This is a genomic window from Pseudomonas sp. FP1740, from assembly GCF_030687165.1.
Lineage (GTDB): Bacteria > Pseudomonadota > Gammaproteobacteria > Pseudomonadales > Pseudomonadaceae > Aquipseudomonas.
Genome location: NZ_CP117461.1, coordinates 1,634,139 through 1,649,321 on the forward strand (window position 1 = coordinate 1,634,139; position 15,183 = coordinate 1,649,321).

Sequence of the window (15,183 nt, forward strand, 5' to 3'; positions counted from 1 at the left end):
GGTCGTATTTTGCACTGCGGAACTGCTTGACGACCATTCTTGGGGAGAAAAAACTAAAGAAAAATAATACTAAGGACGACTGTCATGATTCCTGTTCTGAAGCTCCGCCACATCATTGAATGTGGCTTCCTGCCGCTGTCTTGTAGCTGCACGGTGAATCCCGATGGATCTCTAATGATCAAGGTGTTCGAGACTTCGTCTGGTCAAGTGGAATTGCTGGTCACCGGTATCTCGACCGCGAATCTCACATCGAGTCGAGCCATTGCCAATCTGATTGGCGAGCTTCGCTCAGAGATGGCCGTGACGAGGGTTTCTTTTGCTCAGCAGGCTCGGAGCACAATCAGCAAGCGCACGTTCTCAGTCACCCAATAGGTCGACAGGATCAGTACCGTGCCAAACAGGATTCTTTCGGCGTATGGGGTGAATTACTCCGGTGCCATCAACACCGCGAGCGTCAAGTTGATGAACTCTTCATTTGTTCTGATCGTGTCCAGCGCACCGCGCACGTTGCCTCCAACTTCGCCCGATCCACGCTGCTCGACCCAGAGCGTCAGTTCCATGATGGCGGCTTCAAGGGCTTGCTGGTTTTCGTTGATCTTGAATAGCAGGGAAGGGAGCAGATCAGAGTTCGGCATCGCGATTCCTCCATGGAAAAAGGACAGCGTAGCAGTAGAGGAATTTGGTGGGATCTTGCCGCTCGGCTATGGACGGTCGCATAGAGTCAGAGCGCATTAAGCAGACGCTCAAGCTGCTCACGCTCCCATCCACTCAATAGGTCGACCGGTTCAGTGCCGTAGCGCTGCCAAGCTTCCACAGTCCCCACTCGACCATCAGGTGTCCTGCAATCCTCGCAGTAATCCAAGGTGCCGCCGTCATTGAAAAGCGTGAGACGCCAGCCATCGATCTCAACAGGCATAAGGCCGTTATAGATTTCACTCCAGGACTCATTACACGTTCTTCGCATGGTGCGTGTGCCGAGCGCGACGTCCTTCGCACCTGGTAGACCTCGTGGGCGTTGAGAGCAGGTTTTGAGTTCAAATTTTTCATCGTCTTGATTGTCGATGCTCTGTAAGCGTCCGTCCAATAGATGCCTTTGCCGGACGCATACAATGCAGGCCAGGGCGCGATATTTATTCAGCGCAAAGCCCTGAATTCCGCCGAAACCTCTCTTTGATCAAGCGTTGACTGGCACTGCTTTTTGCCTGCGATACAGGATCGTCGTCGCTGTGAACCCACACAGTGCAGCAAACATTAGCCAGTAGGCGGGCGACGCCTTGTCACTTGTTGCCTGCACCAGGATTGTTGATACGGCGGGTGTAAAACCGCCAAACACAGCCGTTGCCAAACTGAATGCCAGTGAAAATCCTACGACTCGTACGTTCTGAGGCATTACCTCAGTCAATGCTGCAACCATCGCGCCGTTGTAAATGCCAAAGAAAAAAGAGAAGTACAGCAGCACTGCGAGCAGTCGTTCGAAGCTTGCCGCCGCGGCCAGCCAATGCATGGCGGGATAGGCGGTGAAGATGCACAGCAAGGTGACCGCCAGCAACAAGGGGCGGCGTCCGATGCGATCAGAGATCGTACCGCCGATGGGCAGCCAGATGAAGTTGCTCAGGCCGACGAAGAGCGTGACCACCAGACTGTCGCTGGTGCTCAGGTTCAGTACAGACCGACCGAAAGTCGGGGTGTAGACGGTAATGAGATAGAACATGGTGGTGGTCATCGACGCTAACAGACCACCAGCCAGTACCGTGCGCCAGTTGTCCCGCATCGAGCGAAAGACTTCACTGGCACTTGGGTGATGGCTGCGCGCTTTGAATGCATCGGTTTCCTGTAGCGAGCGGCGAATGATGAAGATGAACGGGATAATCAGGCAACCAATGAAGAATGGGATACGCCAGCCCCAGGCTGCAACGTCGGCAGCCTCCATGGACGCGTTAATCGTATAGCCCAACGCAGCCGCAAGAATGATCGCCACTTGTTGGCTGGCCGACTGCCAACTGGTATAGAAACCCCGGCGTCCGGGCGTGGCGATTTCAGCCAGGTACACGGAAACACCACCCATTTCCGCACCTGCGGAGAATCCCTGCAACAGTCGCCCGAGCAACACCAATATCGGCGCTGCGATGCCTATGCTGGCGTAGCCCGGAACCAAGGCGATCAAGACCGTGCCCGCGGCCATGATCGACAGCGTCACGATCAGCCCCTTTCGCCGGCCCACCTTGTCGATGTATGCGCCCAGCACGATAGCGCCCAGCGGCCGCATCAGAAATCCCGAGCCGAATACGGCGAAGGTCATCATTAACGAGGCGAACTCGCTGGTGGTAGGAAAGAATGTCTGCGAGATGTAAGTTGCATAGAACCCGAACAGAAAGAAGTCGAACTGTTCGAGAAAATTGCCGCTAGTGACCCGCAGGATGGCGCCCAGTTTCGACCCCTTGGATCGGGTGTCTTGAGTTGTTGTTTTCATCATGGCTACCGTGGTGATCAATATTGTTTTTGGAATGAGTGGATCGCCGATCAGTTGCTACCTGCGTTGATCGGGTTGGGTTGGCGTTTTTCGATGGAGTACTTGAGCAGCGCGGCGCTACGGAAGATGCCATGGGCGAATTTGCTATAGGGCATTGTCAGGAAAAACGCCATGACCAGGCCGAGATGGATTGCCAGCAACAGGCCCAAGGCTGCGGTTTCACGGAACGCCAGGAGTGCCAGGCCGCTGGCGCTGACCAGAAACAGCAGTGCGATAAAGCCGCGATCCATGGGTTTCTGGTTTTCGTCGCCGTGTTCGGGGTTGCGACGCAGGTTCAACCACAACAGACCCGCAGGGCCGACCAGCAACCCGAGCCCACCGCTGATGCCCAGCATCACCGGCAAGCTCAAGACGGGGTAGGGCGCCGACCAGTCCAGAAGGAAATGGTAGAGCGTGGCGAGCCCAGTGGCTGCGAAGCACAGCATGAAGCCGTAGAAGGTGAAGTGGTGGAAGCGCCGCCGCCACAAGGTGAATCGATCATCAGCGTTATTGCAGCCCTCGCCATGGCCACCGTCCAGAAATTTGAGCCGGGCGACGTTGGCCGTGGCTTCCAGTGCAGCAGCGGTTTTTTCCTGCGCGGGCGCGTCGGCCGGTGAAACATTGCGCCAGAAGCGCCACGCGCCAAGGGTTAACGCGAGTACCGCAAATCCGAAAACTGCACCGAACATTACGGCCAGGGTGTTGTGCGGGAAGATCCCGTAGAAATTTCCCCCGGGCATCGCCGTGAACAGGTTGCCCATTACCATCAACGTGAGACACAGGAACAGTGCCAGCCCGGCACCGGCTGACAGTGCCAGAGTCAGTCCGTTGCGCCGGTATAGCGTGCCCATCACCTGTGGCCAGGCGTACTCGGCGTAAGTGTCGAGGCGGACTTTGGCCATGGCCTTGGGCACATTGATTTCGAATTCATGAGGTGCGGCGTACTGGCAGGCATGCAGGCATGCGCCGCAGTTATGGCAAAGGTTCGCCAGGTAATGGATATCGGCCTGGGAAAACTCCAGACGTCGTGTCATGGCCGGAAATACAGCGCAGAAGCCCTCGCAGTAACGGCAGGCATTGCAAACGGTCATTTGTCGCTGAACTTCGCTTTCATCAAGGTTGAGTACGGGAATCAAATTACCCGGTGCCTTGGGATCAAACAGCTGCATGTTGGGGCTCCGTGGAGGAAGGGGTCAGGAAGCCAGCCGCAGCCGCGGCTTGCACACCGGCGATGCGACCGAATGCGGTACCAATGGCCATACCGATGCCGGCGGTATAGCCCTTGCCCAATACGTTGCCCGCCATCATTTCTCCTGCGACAAACAGGTTGGGGCTAGCCTCGCCGTTGAAGTGAACGGCGGCGGTATCGTCGGTAGCGAGGCCTAGATAGGTGAAGGTCACGCCAGGTTTAAGTGGGTAGGCACAGAAGGGGGGCTTTACCAATGGGCGGGCCCAATGGGTTTTGGCGGGTGTTAAACCTTCGGTGTGGCAATCGTCCAGCGCGGTGTGGTCGAACGTGCCGATGCGGCAGGCCGCGTTGTATTCCTCGATGGTTTTGACAAATTGCGTCACGGGAAGCTTCAACTGGCGGGCCAGGTCTTGCAGGGAGTTGGCTTTAGTGCCCGGAAACACCGGAGGCATGAAACGGCCGAGGGCTTGTTGGTCGATGATTGAGTAGGCCTGTTGACCGGGTTGACCGGCCACCAGGCGGCCCCAGATCGCATAGCGCTTGGGCCAGAAATCCTCGCCTTCGTCATAGAAGCGTTCGCCGTCGCGATTGACCACCACGCCCAGCGATACGCAATCGATACGGGTACAGATACCACCGTCATACAGGGGCGCACGGGCGTCGATGGCCACCATGTGCGCTTGGGTTGGGTCGCCGATAAAATCGGCGCCCAGGCTCTGCATGCGCCGAAGCAGTACGCCGGTATTGAAGCGCGTCCCGCGAATCAGAAAGTTGTCTGAGGGCCATTCTCCGCGCTCGTTTTGACCCCAAGCTTCGCGGAGCCATTCGCGGTTCGACTCGAAACCGCCAGCCGCTAGAACGCAGGCTTTGGCCTGAATACGCTCGGCGGGTAAACGCTGACCATCGACCTCACGTTCACCGATGTACGCCGCGACGAACTCTCCGCTCTTCATCTCAATGTCAGTGACTTGAGCGTTGTAGCGGATCTTGACGCCCAGCCGCTCGGCGCTACGGAAGTACGAATTAACCAACGCTTTGCCGCCGCCCATAAAAAAAGCATTAGTGCGCGCAACATGTAGGGCACCAGACAACGACGGTTGAAAATGCACACCATGGGAGCGCATCCAGTCACGGCAGTTCGACGAGGCGCGGATGACAATACGAGCAAGCTTTTCGTTGGTAATCCCGCCGGTGACCTTCAGCAGATCCTGCCAATATTCTTCTTCGGGATAGGCATCGACCAATACGTCTTGCGGTGCTTCGTGCATGCATCGCAGGTTTCGGGTGTGTTGCGAGTTGCCACCGCGCCAGATTTTCGGTGCGCCCTCCAGCAGCATCACGCTAGCGCCAGCCTCTCGAGCCATCAACGCTGCACACAAGGCGGCATTGCCGCCACCAATTACTAATACGTCGATCATCATCACTCCTCAATCGCAAGGAGGCATGAACGAAGTGCTCCTCGCGAGTGGGGAGAAGGTAGAGCTGTCAGCTTATTGTCGAAAGGCGCGAAATGAGTGGGGGTGTTTAGTTTTCGTAAAGGCTTTGGCGCGGACACCCCAGTATTGGAAACCGGGGAGGTGCGCCGGGATCATGACGCGACGTCCTCAATCCACGACGCTCCCGGCCATTGTTGATCAACGACCAACTGTCGAGCGACATCGGTGATGACCAGTCGCGCCGCCAGAGCAGCGGGAGACAGCTCATCATCAGGCAGTGTCGCCAGCAGGTTTCGTCGACCTACGTGAGCATCGGAAATTTCCACCACTGAAAGTCCCGACTCACCTTTGAGCGCCGCTGCCGCACCGGGCTGGATGGTGGCAGCATGACCTGCGCGTACGGCGTTCATCAATACGGCAAGACCATCCACTTCCATGATGATGTTGGGAGCCAATCCCGAACGTTCAAACGCAACCATCAGCGTAGAACGCAAACCGTGTTGCGCGCTCGGCATTACCAGTGGAAGTTGCCCCAGATCCGCCAGTTGCACGCTGGTTCCTTGTGGTGCGTGGGGCAGGTGCGGTGAGCTGATGACAAATAGTTTTTCGTCGAGCAGCGGTGTCACGCTCCAGCGCTTACCACCTTCGAGTTGAAACAGAATGGCCAGGTCGATCTGGCGAGCATTGAGTTGTGTGGCCAAATGCCCGGACAGCATCTCGACCAGGTGCAATTGAATATCCGGGTAGCGCTCTCGCATCGCGTTGATCAATGGCAGGGCAAGAACAGTGGCAGTCGTGGGCGCCATTCCGACGGTGACGTACCCACTCATTCGCCCACGGTGAGCGGCCATGATCGCATTTTCGGCTTGCCGCAAACACAGCTGGGCATGGTGCAGGAACGCCATACCGGAGCTGGTAGGTGTGACGCCAGTAGTGGTGCGATTAAGGAGGCGGGTTGACAGCTCACTTTCAAGTTTCGCGATTTGTTGGCTAAGGGCTGATACGCCGACGTCCAGTTCAAGAGCTGCGCGTCCCAAGCTGCCGTGTTCGAGGATTTTTACGAAATAGCGCAGTTGTCTTAATTCCAAGCGTTGCTGCTCCACGTCAAATCGTTGTTGGAATGCCTTCCGATCACCGCGGTGACCACCACGCTTCAAGACAATATAGGAGAGCGACTGAAGATGATTTCGAGATTTGTTGTTGTCCCTGCTATCCCAACAGAAACAGGATCGATGCGTAACGGAGCGCGCTCCTACTGCCAGACTGCACCGAAAGGTTTCAACATCTATGGTAGCGAAGAGAAACTACGTCTGAAGACTACCTATGAGTCTCGAGAAGGCGCCGAGACTGAATGTCGACGACTTAACTTTGATCGCCTTCAAATCATACTTTCTGAGCGCGAATCCATAACTGCGCTGTAGGTATGAGCAGTCCTGCAAATCATCCGGCGCTTGGCGTTCCGAAATGAGTGGATCAAAGGCACAGGGACGTACGACCTGTACCACTCTGACGCGGATGCTCAGCATTCAGGAGCGAGCAAACAGCCTCTGCCTCGACCCTGGCCTTGAACACACCGTGTTTGCTAGCAGAGCCTCCCTGGACGAGATCCACAACCCGATACTGCTTGATGCCATCATCCAGTCTGGTTGTTTCGATGACCCTGAATCTTGAATGCATGGTGCGTTCCCTGCTGAAACTGGTGCTTTAGGAGTACCGGTATCACTCCATGATTTCAACAATTATGCAGGACTGAGCTGAGACAATTTATGACAGGGCGCAATGATTCTCTGAATGAGGACAGAGACTTCGCGGGAAGTGGGAAGGGTAGGTTGTGTTCAAATCATTGTGTTCGAGTCATCGCATGCCCAAAGCTAAGCTGCGGGTGACGTAAATGCAGAGGTCGCTTCTTCGGGCCAATGGGCCCGGCTCGCTGATCGAACACATTTATCCAAAGTCGTAGTGAAATATCAAAACGACGCTGGTAATGTCCTGGCCACGTTCGCCCAACCATTAAGGGATGGAGGCGAAAATAGAAGCCCTGGAGCCGCGAACCTCCGGGCTTTGTTTTTCCATCTGGCAACTACGTTGATGATCGGCAACACGGCTGTGCTGCTCAAGGTTAGAGAAGGTATTTGATCGCGACGGCCATCATTGCCCCCACCATAGCGATAACGCAAAACACGTACACCATGGTTTGGCAGAAGTGAACGAGCGGCCTGAAGGGAGGGAGGCTTACAGGCGCGATGGCAGGCACTGTGACAGGCTCTCGGGCTCCGCTTCTGATACGCATGGAGTCAGTCCTCAGTTGAGCGATTTGAGCGTGAATTTCTTCGAGTTCAGCGGGAGTGAAGAGTGAGCGCGACATGACTACCACCATCCAGCGGAGTTAGGGCTTGGCGGCATTATATCGCTGATTTTTGGAAGGTGCTGCACCCGCCGCGTATGGCTGAGGACTGGGGCACCTACGTTGATGGCCGCATCGCTGTAGGCTTTAACACTGGGCAGAAACGAACGTTTGGAAAATGGCTTCACACGTGTGAACTACACCGGTTCGGGGACTTGGTTCGAGGCGTTCAATCGTAAGCGTACGCCCAACACACCTTGCTTTTTTTTGTGGTATGGATCACCGTTCAGTCCCCTTCAAGCTCTACAAAAAGCTTGGGCAATACTGGGGTAGAAGACTTCAACAACATCTGACGTTAGCAAACACCTAGAGAAGAAAGCATGCACGCCGCTGCCTGGCCCCCATTGATGAACTGAAGCTCGCAGTAGACGCTGCCGCTATGCGCTGACACATACGGCTGTGACTCTGCTTCATGCTGCTCCCAAAAGGGAGTAGCGGCTCTGCTTCGTCCGTGGTTTTTCGACGCTTTGGCGCGGAGAAACGGAAGTTGGCTGTTTTTCGTATCGGGTATTGATATGCACCTTTTCAACGCTTTGATGGCTCGTGCCATCCCTTTTATTCCTCGCGCAATTATCCAAAAAATCTCCCGCCGCTACATTGCTGGTGCCACGCTAGGCGAAGCCCTTGCGCGAGTTCAACAGCTAAACGCACAAGGTTTTTGTGTGACTCTCGACGTATTGGGCGAGACTATTTCGACTCCACAACAGGCTGAGAATACGGCGATCGATTACATTGATTTGCTTGAAGCGATTCAAGCAAATGGATTAAAAGCCAATATTTCGATCAAGCCTTCCTCGCTTGGATTGCTCCTCGACATGCAGCAATGCGAACATCTCGCAGAGCGCATTCTTGAAGCCGCAGAGGGTCACAACAACTCTGTTTGCATAGATATGGAAGATGTTAACTGCACGGAAAAGGAAATCGATCTGTTCACCCGATTGAGGAGAGGCCATGACAATGTTGGGCTGGCATTGCAGGCTTATTTGAAGCGTACTTATCAGGATATTGAGGTGCTCACACGCGAAACAAGCACTTTGCGCATCTGCAAGGGTATCTATGTGGAGGAGCGATCGCACCTTGTGAACGGCTCATGGAGTGACCGTACCGCCATCAACAAGCATTTTTTGGATCACGTCATGCGCTGCTTTAACTCCGGCAGCTTCGTCGGTGTGGCCACGCACGACGCTGCACTGATCGAGCAAGTTATTGCTCTGGCCCGAGACAACCGTATCGACAGAACCCAGTTTGAATTCCAGATGCTGCTAGGCGTTTGCGAACCCTTGCGTGACAAGGTGTTGAGAATGGGATTCAGCGTGCGCATTTACGTACCTTTTGGTATGGATTGGTACGGTTACAGCACGCGCAGACTGAATGAGAATCCTAGTATCGCGGGCCATGTCGCCAAAGCGCTTATCGGTCTCTGACGACCTAGTAAAAGTACACAACAGGATCGCTGCATTCAGTAAGTGAACTCCAAGGTTCGATCACTTTGATTTGAGCAGAGATCATTTCCTGACGTAATTTGTGATGGGATGATTCCCTCCAGTGAAAACTGGAGGGAGGCATCGCTTTTCGTGGAGGGGTTTTGTGAGCATCTGCCCATCACGCCAGCGTCATTTAACGGGCATCCACTTATGTGGCAAAAGCTCGGTGATCTCACTAGCCCGCTGTGTCGGCAGGCGCGTGAGAACGTCCTTCAAATAAGCGTACGGTTCATACCCGTTGAGCCGCGCAGACTGGATTAAACTCATGATCGCCGCCGCCCGTTTGCCGCTACGCAACGAGCCTGCAAAGAGCCAGTTCTTTCGCCCCAACGCCCATGGTCGGATCTGGTTCTCCGCCCAATTATTGTCAATGGGTACGGCCCCGTCATCGAGATAGCGCGATAGCGCCGTCCAGCGTTTCAAGCTGTAATCCAGTGCTCTGCTGATAGCTGAACCGTCGTGCACAAGATCACGCTGGGCAATCATCCAGGCATGCAGGGCATCCATCACCGGCACCGCTTTTTCTTGCCGTATTCGGCGGCGTAAATCCGGTTCCAGGTCGCGGACTTCACCCTCAATTTCGTACAGCACCTGAATGTAACGCAGGGCTTGCTCGGCAAGCTGGCTCTTGTTAGTGGCGTGTAATTCGAAGAACTTGCGCCGCGCGTGGGCCATGTGCCGATCTCGGTCACGCCGAGTTCAAAACTGGCCTTGTAGCCACCAAAATCATCACAGACCAGCTTGCCCTTCCAGTCTTGCAGGAAGTTGCGTGCATGTTCTCCGGCGCGGCTGGGGCTGAAGTCATAAACAACTGCCGCTGTTCCACAGAACTGGCTGGTGGCGTAGGCCCAAACATAGGAGCGATGGGTTTTCTTCACGCCTGGAGTGAGCATCTGCACTGGCGTTTCGTCGGCGTGAATTACCTGCTGCCCGAGCACGACATCGCGCAGCGCATCGACCAGCGGTTGCAACTGCACACCGCTCATGCCAACCCATTGGGCCAAGGTCGAACGTGGGATGGCCAAACCGGCCCGACCGAAAATCGATTCCTGACGGTAGAGGGGCAAATGGTCGGCATACTTCGCGATCATGACGTGGGCCAGCAACCCAGCGGTCGGGATGCCCTTGTCGATGACCTGTGCCGGCACCGGCGCCTGGATCAGTGTTTCGCACTCATCACATACCCACTTGCCACGGACATGACGCTCGACAGTAAAAACGCCGGGCGTATAGTCCAGCTTTTCGCTGACGTCTTCACCGATACGCTTGAGTGCGCAGCCGCAGGGGCAGTGAGTATTGTCCGGCTCGTGATGGATCAGCGTGCGCGGGAACTCCGGCGGCAACGCCGTGCGCTTAGGCTTTTGCTTTGTCTCGGCCGGAGTTGAAGGTGTTTGCAATGCCTGAAGCTCAGCCTCAATCGCCGCGATATCGGTATCGATCAGATCTTCCAGCAAGCTGGCCTGCGCCGGATTCAACTGCTCGCTACGCTTGGCAAATTTCAAACGCTTGAGCTGTGCAATCTCGTGGGTCAGTTTCTCGATAACCGTTTGATCGCGGTGGATCTTTTTGTCCATTGTCTCGACTGCCTGATCGAGACTCTCCACACGCTGCATCAACTGCGCTGCCAGAGCGCGCAGTTGTTCAGGGGTTAGGTGGTCGAGATTGGGGAGCGAAGTCATGCTGCCGATTTTGCCAGAGTAGGCGAAAACCGACGACAGGCTGATCGGACAATTGCACGGCCAGGCGGGACGTGTCAGAGATTACAGGATGGAAATCGCGTTGCCTGGCCCAACTCTTTGCCAAGGCAAGCCCAGCACCAGAGCATGCAGTTGCTCGGAGGCCAACTCTATCTGCGAGCCGTGTCGAGAGCTGGGCCAGAAGAACTTGCCCTGATACAGGCGGCGGGCCGCCAGCCAGATACCCAGCCCATCATGCACCAGCACTTTCATGCGATTGGCGCGGCGGTTGGCAAACAGATAAGCACAGTGCGGCTGCGCCGCACCGAACACCGCGACCACCCGCGCCAGGGCGGTTTCGGTGCCGGCTCGCATGTCCATGGGCTCGGTGGAAAGCCAGATGGAGTCGATGCGGATCATCGCAACAGATCTCGAAGAAAGGTCGCGCAGGCAGCTGCGCTTTCGGTCGGCCAGTTCACTTTGACGGTGCCGCGTGGGTGTGGGATTTCGAGGCAGATCATGGCCGGGGTGATATCTGATCGTGACGCCGACGACGGTAAATCCACGGGAATAAAGGCAGGTTGCAGGACGGCACTTTTCTGCGATTGCAGCCGAATCCACTTGTGGACGAGGTTCGCGTTGAGGCTGTGGCTCAGGGCGATGCTGGCAATCGAAGCGCCGGGCTGGGCGCACTCTTGAATGACCTGGGCCTTGAAGGACTTGGAGTAGGAACGGCGTTGTGGCTGCATGAAATACCCGCTTAAAAGGCTAGAACTGGTGCCCACTTAAATTTAAGTGCACACCATGCCTTGGCTTTTCAGGACTGGGTAGATGACTTGGCCGGACGCATACCGTCCGCTCAGCACCCTCTCCTGACAGTCCTCCAAATTCGCCAAGATAGTGGACACCATTTTTTAGTGGACACTATCTTGGATATAGCTCCCGTTCGTTGCTCCGGTCGCCGCCCGAACTTCCCCCCCCTGCATTCAACCGCAAGGTTGTCGAAGCTTCATACCAACCCGGCGCCTCAGTGTCGATGATCGCCCGCGAGCACGACGTCAATGCCAACATGGTCTTTCGTTGGTGACAGCAATACCAGGACGGGGCATTCGGGCCAGAGCGCAACGCTCCTGCCAGTCGAAGTGATCGAAGCACCAATTGACTTACCGCCACCAAAGCTGTTGCCGCAAGAATCCCATTCCGAGATCCTTGTAGAAGTCGGAAAAGCCAAGCTGCGTATCACCGGTACGCCTGACCCGCAGACCGTGCAACTCATCTTGCAGCAGCTCCTGCGATGATTGCCCCTCCGGCTAGAACCCGTATCTGGATCGCCGCCGGCGTCACCGACATGCGCCGTGGCTTCGACGGTTTAGCGGCATTGGTGCAAACACAGCTGGAAGCCGATCCCTTCTCCGGCCAGATTTTTGCCTTTCGCGGACGACTCGGTGATCGGATCAAATTGCTGTGGTGGGACGGCGACGGCTTGTGCCTGTTCTGCAAACGCCTGGAACAAGGTCGCTTTGTCTGGCCGCAAGCAACCAGCGGCAGCGTGTCACTGACGGCAGCTCAGCTGTCGATGCTGCTGGAGGGCATTGATTGGCGCAGGCCAATTCGTACAGCCCCGTCCTTCAACCCTCGCCGACAGGGTCGGCCAGAGCAGTCAGTTGCTCAGGCCGCTGATCGGCGCCCTTACAATGCAGCGTGATCTACCAACACTCAATTCGATGCGAAAGCTTGTAAGTGATCAAAATGTCACTACGATTGCACTGAGCTACCATGCGCTCGCGAAAGGAAATGAGTATTTAGTAGAAAATCGTCTAATAACAAGGATAGGACGCCCAGCCAATGAAATTTCAAAATTTTGCAGCAGTAGTGGCTATCGTTTTCAGTGTTTCTGGCTGTGCCTCCAAGGAATCTATTGTTCGTTCTACGCTGGCCTCTGCAACGGTAGGGGAGGGGGTTATTTACTCGCTTCCAAAACAACTGGTTAAGGTTTCGTATTCCAGAGAACTACTGGATTCAACCAAGACTGCCGAAAATTTGAAGGTCGCAAAAGAAGGGGTTGATGCGGCAAAAAAGGCGGTCAAGGACATCACTGCGGAAGAAAAAGCAATCACCCAACTTATTAGTAGTCTTGATCCATTATCACCAGAAAAAGCTGCCACAGAGACGAAGCTCAATATCGAATTGACGGTGGTAAAAGCAAAAAAACTCAATTTATCTAATAAGCTTCAAGAGTTAGTGGATGCGTTTAAAGTCGCTCAGCTTGAACACGCGTCGACGTTACAGGATTCTCACGCGTTTAGTGAAAAATTTGAGATCACAGCCCAGCCAGCTACCACGGAAGGCAAACAAACGTTTTCTGCCATCACTAATCATGGGGGAGCATTTTCCGACACCCTTGAGATTAAAACTAAGGGCGGATTGTTGGACGGTGCAATAGGTCAGAGTGATGACAAGACCGGGGAGGTGATCACTACGTTAACCAGTACCTTGGCAGGCGTTTTCGGGGTTCCCGGGGGAAGTCAGTTTCGAGCATTCGCCTTGAAACGGCCTCTGGCTGAAGCTATTACTTGCGATCCAAAGCTGGTGGCCTCAGTCAATCAAATTGTTGATCCATTTGATGTTGACGATATGGAGGTCTTAAATAACGCGCTCAAACAAGCTGCCTGTATTCAATTGTCTGCCAAACGTGACGAGGCAGTTAACAGCCTGAGCGGTCAGCAAGTATTTAACGGCCTTGTCTACAGACAGCCCGGTGTTGTCGACTTTACCGTGAGTAAAAGCTCAGGGGGGGAGGTGCTGCAAAGAATTCCGTTAACGTTAGCGCAGGGAGGCCATATCGGGGTTGTTTCCATGCCCAAAGGACGCTTCTCCAAAAATGAGTATGACATTGCTTTCAGTAATGGTGCGCTGACTAAAAGCCGGATCATCCAACCGAGTGAAGCCATGGGCGTAGCAATGATTATACCTAACGCGATAAAAGGAGTTTTTGCATTGCCCACCGAACTTATCAAACTCAAGGTTGATTATTCAACCAACGAGAAGTCCCTGGCGGAGATCAAGAAGGCCATGATTGATGCTCAGGTCGAGATAGAAAAGAAACAAATTGAGCTCGATGCGCTCAAAAAATCGGAGAGCGAGTGATCGCCGAGTTCCATGGATTGTGGTTCTCTACGATTTGCAATTCTGTCGGAGCATGTGAAATGCAAAGTGCCAGGAGGCTATAAATAACTTTTCAAAGTAAAAGTTGATGTTGGTATTTCTTTTCGTTTGCCCAAAAAACTAGGGTTTTCGCAGTGCTAAGCTACGCTTCGATTTGCCAGTCTTCAGAGTCGTCCTGAATGTCGAATAGGAGAAAGCCATGAAAATAGAAAAATTATCGAAGCAAGTTGATGTTTCAAATGCAAAAATATATGCGTTCGAAGTTGCAGTGGCGCTGGGCGTTGCAGCTGCGGTCGTTGGCATAGTCTCCGGGATTGCTGGTTTCATTTCGCAGGCTGAACTTAATAGAAAAATTAACGAAATAAATGACAAGCTCGATACAATTATTGCAAATCAAGTTGCAATAATAAGTGAGTTAAAAAGTCTTGGCTTACATATGGAAGTTATCGCTGATCAGTCATGGGAGAAATCTTACGGCAGATCGCTTCAATCTCGCTGGGAACAGTTGGAAATGTACCTGGCTAAGGACGCGTCGATTGATCCTGCTGCAATAAGAACGACTTCCGAGGAGTATCGTGAACTTGCTTTTTACTGTTTCAACGAAACTCTGAATCTTGGCCAGATGGGCGTGGCTGGATTTGTTTCCTATGTCGCCGGGATGTCGATCTGTTTTATTTGTTACAATAAACGCAGTGATAAAGACAGTTCGGTTTCAGCAGCGCGAAGCTTTCTTGATCAGGTTAATAATTGGTTGGCGCCTGAAAATAGTAAGTCCATAACCTCCTTGGTGGAACAAACAGAAGAATTGATAAAAACAAAAAAAGCCGATCTGGACAGTCGTCCTAGAGATTATCACGTTGACACAACAGTTTTAGAATGGAGTCCGGATATCGAAGAACATTGCACCCAAGAGAAATATACATTTATTACAGTAGATGGCGATTTTGATAGCGGCTACACTGGCCGAGTGCGTTACGAATATGGAAAGGAACATTGTCGCATCCATGTTATCAGAGAGCCTCGTGGCTCACGTTCACTCAAGCTTAAGGATTTTCATAAAGGTTACAGCCTGGACGTTGTGTCCGGAATTGTTTATGAGCTGGCAGATAACGTCTCTGTCCCTATTATTCCAGTCTTCAATCAAAGTGAATATACTCAAGTCAATACTTTCAACAGTGATCGTATTGCGATCTATCAAGTGATGGCTAACCTGGCGCAGCAGAAAGTACTGCAGTCGGCATTGATGGGCGTTAGAGACACTCTGCTTCAGAGCATAGCTGAGGCTTAGGTTTATGGACTTCGTACTGTTCTAAAAAGCTG

13 protein-coding genes and 1 pseudogene are annotated in these 15,183 nt (G+C 53.8%); 6 read left to right on the forward strand and 8 right to left on the reverse strand.

The window, feature by feature from the left end; all coding sequences use genetic code 11:
- The first annotated feature begins 84 nt into the window (after window positions 1-84).
- On the forward strand, window positions 85-372 hold the full coding sequence (locus tag PSH69_RS07225; RefSeq protein WP_305411522.1) for a DUF1652 domain-containing protein: 288 nt from the start codon (window positions 85-87) through the stop codon (window positions 370-372).
- Window positions 373-425: 53 nt separating this feature from the next.
- On the opposite strand, the gene PSH69_RS07230 is transcribed toward PSH69_RS07225, so the two are convergent.
- The 5 genes from PSH69_RS07230 to PSH69_RS07255 form a co-directional block, all read right to left on the reverse strand.
- The gene (locus PSH69_RS07230; protein ID WP_305411523.1) at window positions 426-635 is read right to left on the reverse strand and encodes a hypothetical protein; all 210 of its coding nucleotides are present in this window, start codon (window positions 633-635) and stop codon (window positions 426-428) included.
- A gap of 539 nt (window positions 636-1,174) precedes the next feature.
- Window positions 1,175-2,473, reverse strand: a complete 1,299-nt coding sequence (locus PSH69_RS07240; RefSeq protein WP_305412799.1) for an MFS transporter — start codon at window positions 2,471-2,473, stop codon at window positions 1,175-1,177.
- Between the two features lie 47 nt (window positions 2,474-2,520).
- Window positions 2,521-3,678, reverse strand: a complete 1,158-nt coding sequence (gene tcuB, locus PSH69_RS07245) for a tricarballylate utilization 4Fe-4S protein TcuB (RefSeq protein ID WP_305411524.1) — start codon at window positions 3,676-3,678, stop codon at window positions 2,521-2,523.
- Window positions 3,665-5,116, reverse strand: coding sequence for an FAD-dependent tricarballylate dehydrogenase TcuA (gene tcuA / locus PSH69_RS07250; protein ID WP_305411525.1), 1,452 nt, complete (start codon window positions 5,114-5,116; stop codon window positions 3,665-3,667). The genes tcuB and tcuA overlap by 14 nt, the downstream gene beginning before the upstream one ends.
- A 170-nt stretch (window positions 5,117-5,286) precedes the next feature.
- On the reverse strand, window positions 5,287-6,222 hold the full coding sequence (locus PSH69_RS07255) for a LysR substrate-binding domain-containing protein (protein ID WP_096374285.1): 936 nt from the start codon (window positions 6,220-6,222) through the stop codon (window positions 5,287-5,289).
- Between the two features lie 1,831 nt (window positions 6,223-8,053).
- Here PSH69_RS07255 and PSH69_RS07260 point away from each other — a divergent pair.
- The gene (locus tag PSH69_RS07260) at window positions 8,054-8,962 is read left to right on the forward strand and encodes a proline dehydrogenase family protein (protein ID WP_305411526.1); all 909 of its coding nucleotides are present in this window, start codon (window positions 8,054-8,056) and stop codon (window positions 8,960-8,962) included.
- 189 nt (window positions 8,963-9,151) lie between these two features.
- On the opposite strand, the pseudogene PSH69_RS07265 reads toward PSH69_RS07260, so the two are convergent.
- The 3 genes and pseudogenes from PSH69_RS07265 to PSH69_RS07275 all read right to left on the reverse strand — a co-directional run bounded on the left by PSH69_RS07265 (window position 9,152) and on the right by PSH69_RS07275 (window position 11,447).
- Window positions 9,152-10,701: pseudogene (locus PSH69_RS07265) on the reverse strand (IS66 family transposase).
- 81 nt (window positions 10,702-10,782) lie between these two features.
- On the reverse strand, window positions 10,783-11,118 hold the full coding sequence (gene tnpB / locus PSH69_RS07270; protein ID WP_305411527.1) for an IS66 family insertion sequence element accessory protein TnpB: 336 nt from the start codon (window positions 11,116-11,118) through the stop codon (window positions 10,783-10,785).
- Window positions 11,115-11,447, reverse strand: coding sequence for a transposase (locus tag PSH69_RS07275; protein WP_305411528.1), 333 nt, complete (start codon window positions 11,445-11,447; stop codon window positions 11,115-11,117). Before PSH69_RS07275 ends, tnpB (PSH69_RS07270) begins: the two co-directional genes overlap by 4 nt.
- 200 nt (window positions 11,448-11,647) lie before the next feature.
- Here PSH69_RS07275 and PSH69_RS30220 point away from each other — a divergent pair, with 200 nt between their 5' ends.
- The 4 genes from PSH69_RS30220 to PSH69_RS07290 all read left to right on the forward strand — a co-directional run bounded on the left by PSH69_RS30220 (window position 11,648) and on the right by PSH69_RS07290 (window position 15,151).
- Window positions 11,648-11,785, forward strand: a complete 138-nt coding sequence (locus PSH69_RS30220; protein ID WP_370695231.1) for a transposase — start codon at window positions 11,648-11,650, stop codon at window positions 11,783-11,785.
- A gap of 207 nt (window positions 11,786-11,992) precedes the next feature.
- Entirely contained in the window at window positions 11,993-12,403 is a 411-nt protein-coding gene (tnpB, locus tag PSH69_RS07280; RefSeq protein ID WP_370695232.1) for an IS66 family insertion sequence element accessory protein TnpB, read from the forward strand.
- Window positions 12,404-12,543: 140 nt separating this feature from the next.
- Window positions 12,544-13,845 (forward strand): hypothetical protein, encoded by a 1,302-nt coding sequence (locus tag PSH69_RS07285; RefSeq protein WP_305411529.1) that lies wholly within the window; start codon window positions 12,544-12,546, stop codon window positions 13,843-13,845.
- Between the two features lie 217 nt (window positions 13,846-14,062).
- Window positions 14,063-15,151, forward strand: coding sequence for a hypothetical protein (locus PSH69_RS07290; protein ID WP_305411530.1), 1,089 nt, complete (start codon window positions 14,063-14,065; stop codon window positions 15,149-15,151).
- The last annotated feature ends 32 nt before the right edge of the window (window positions 15,152-15,183 follow it).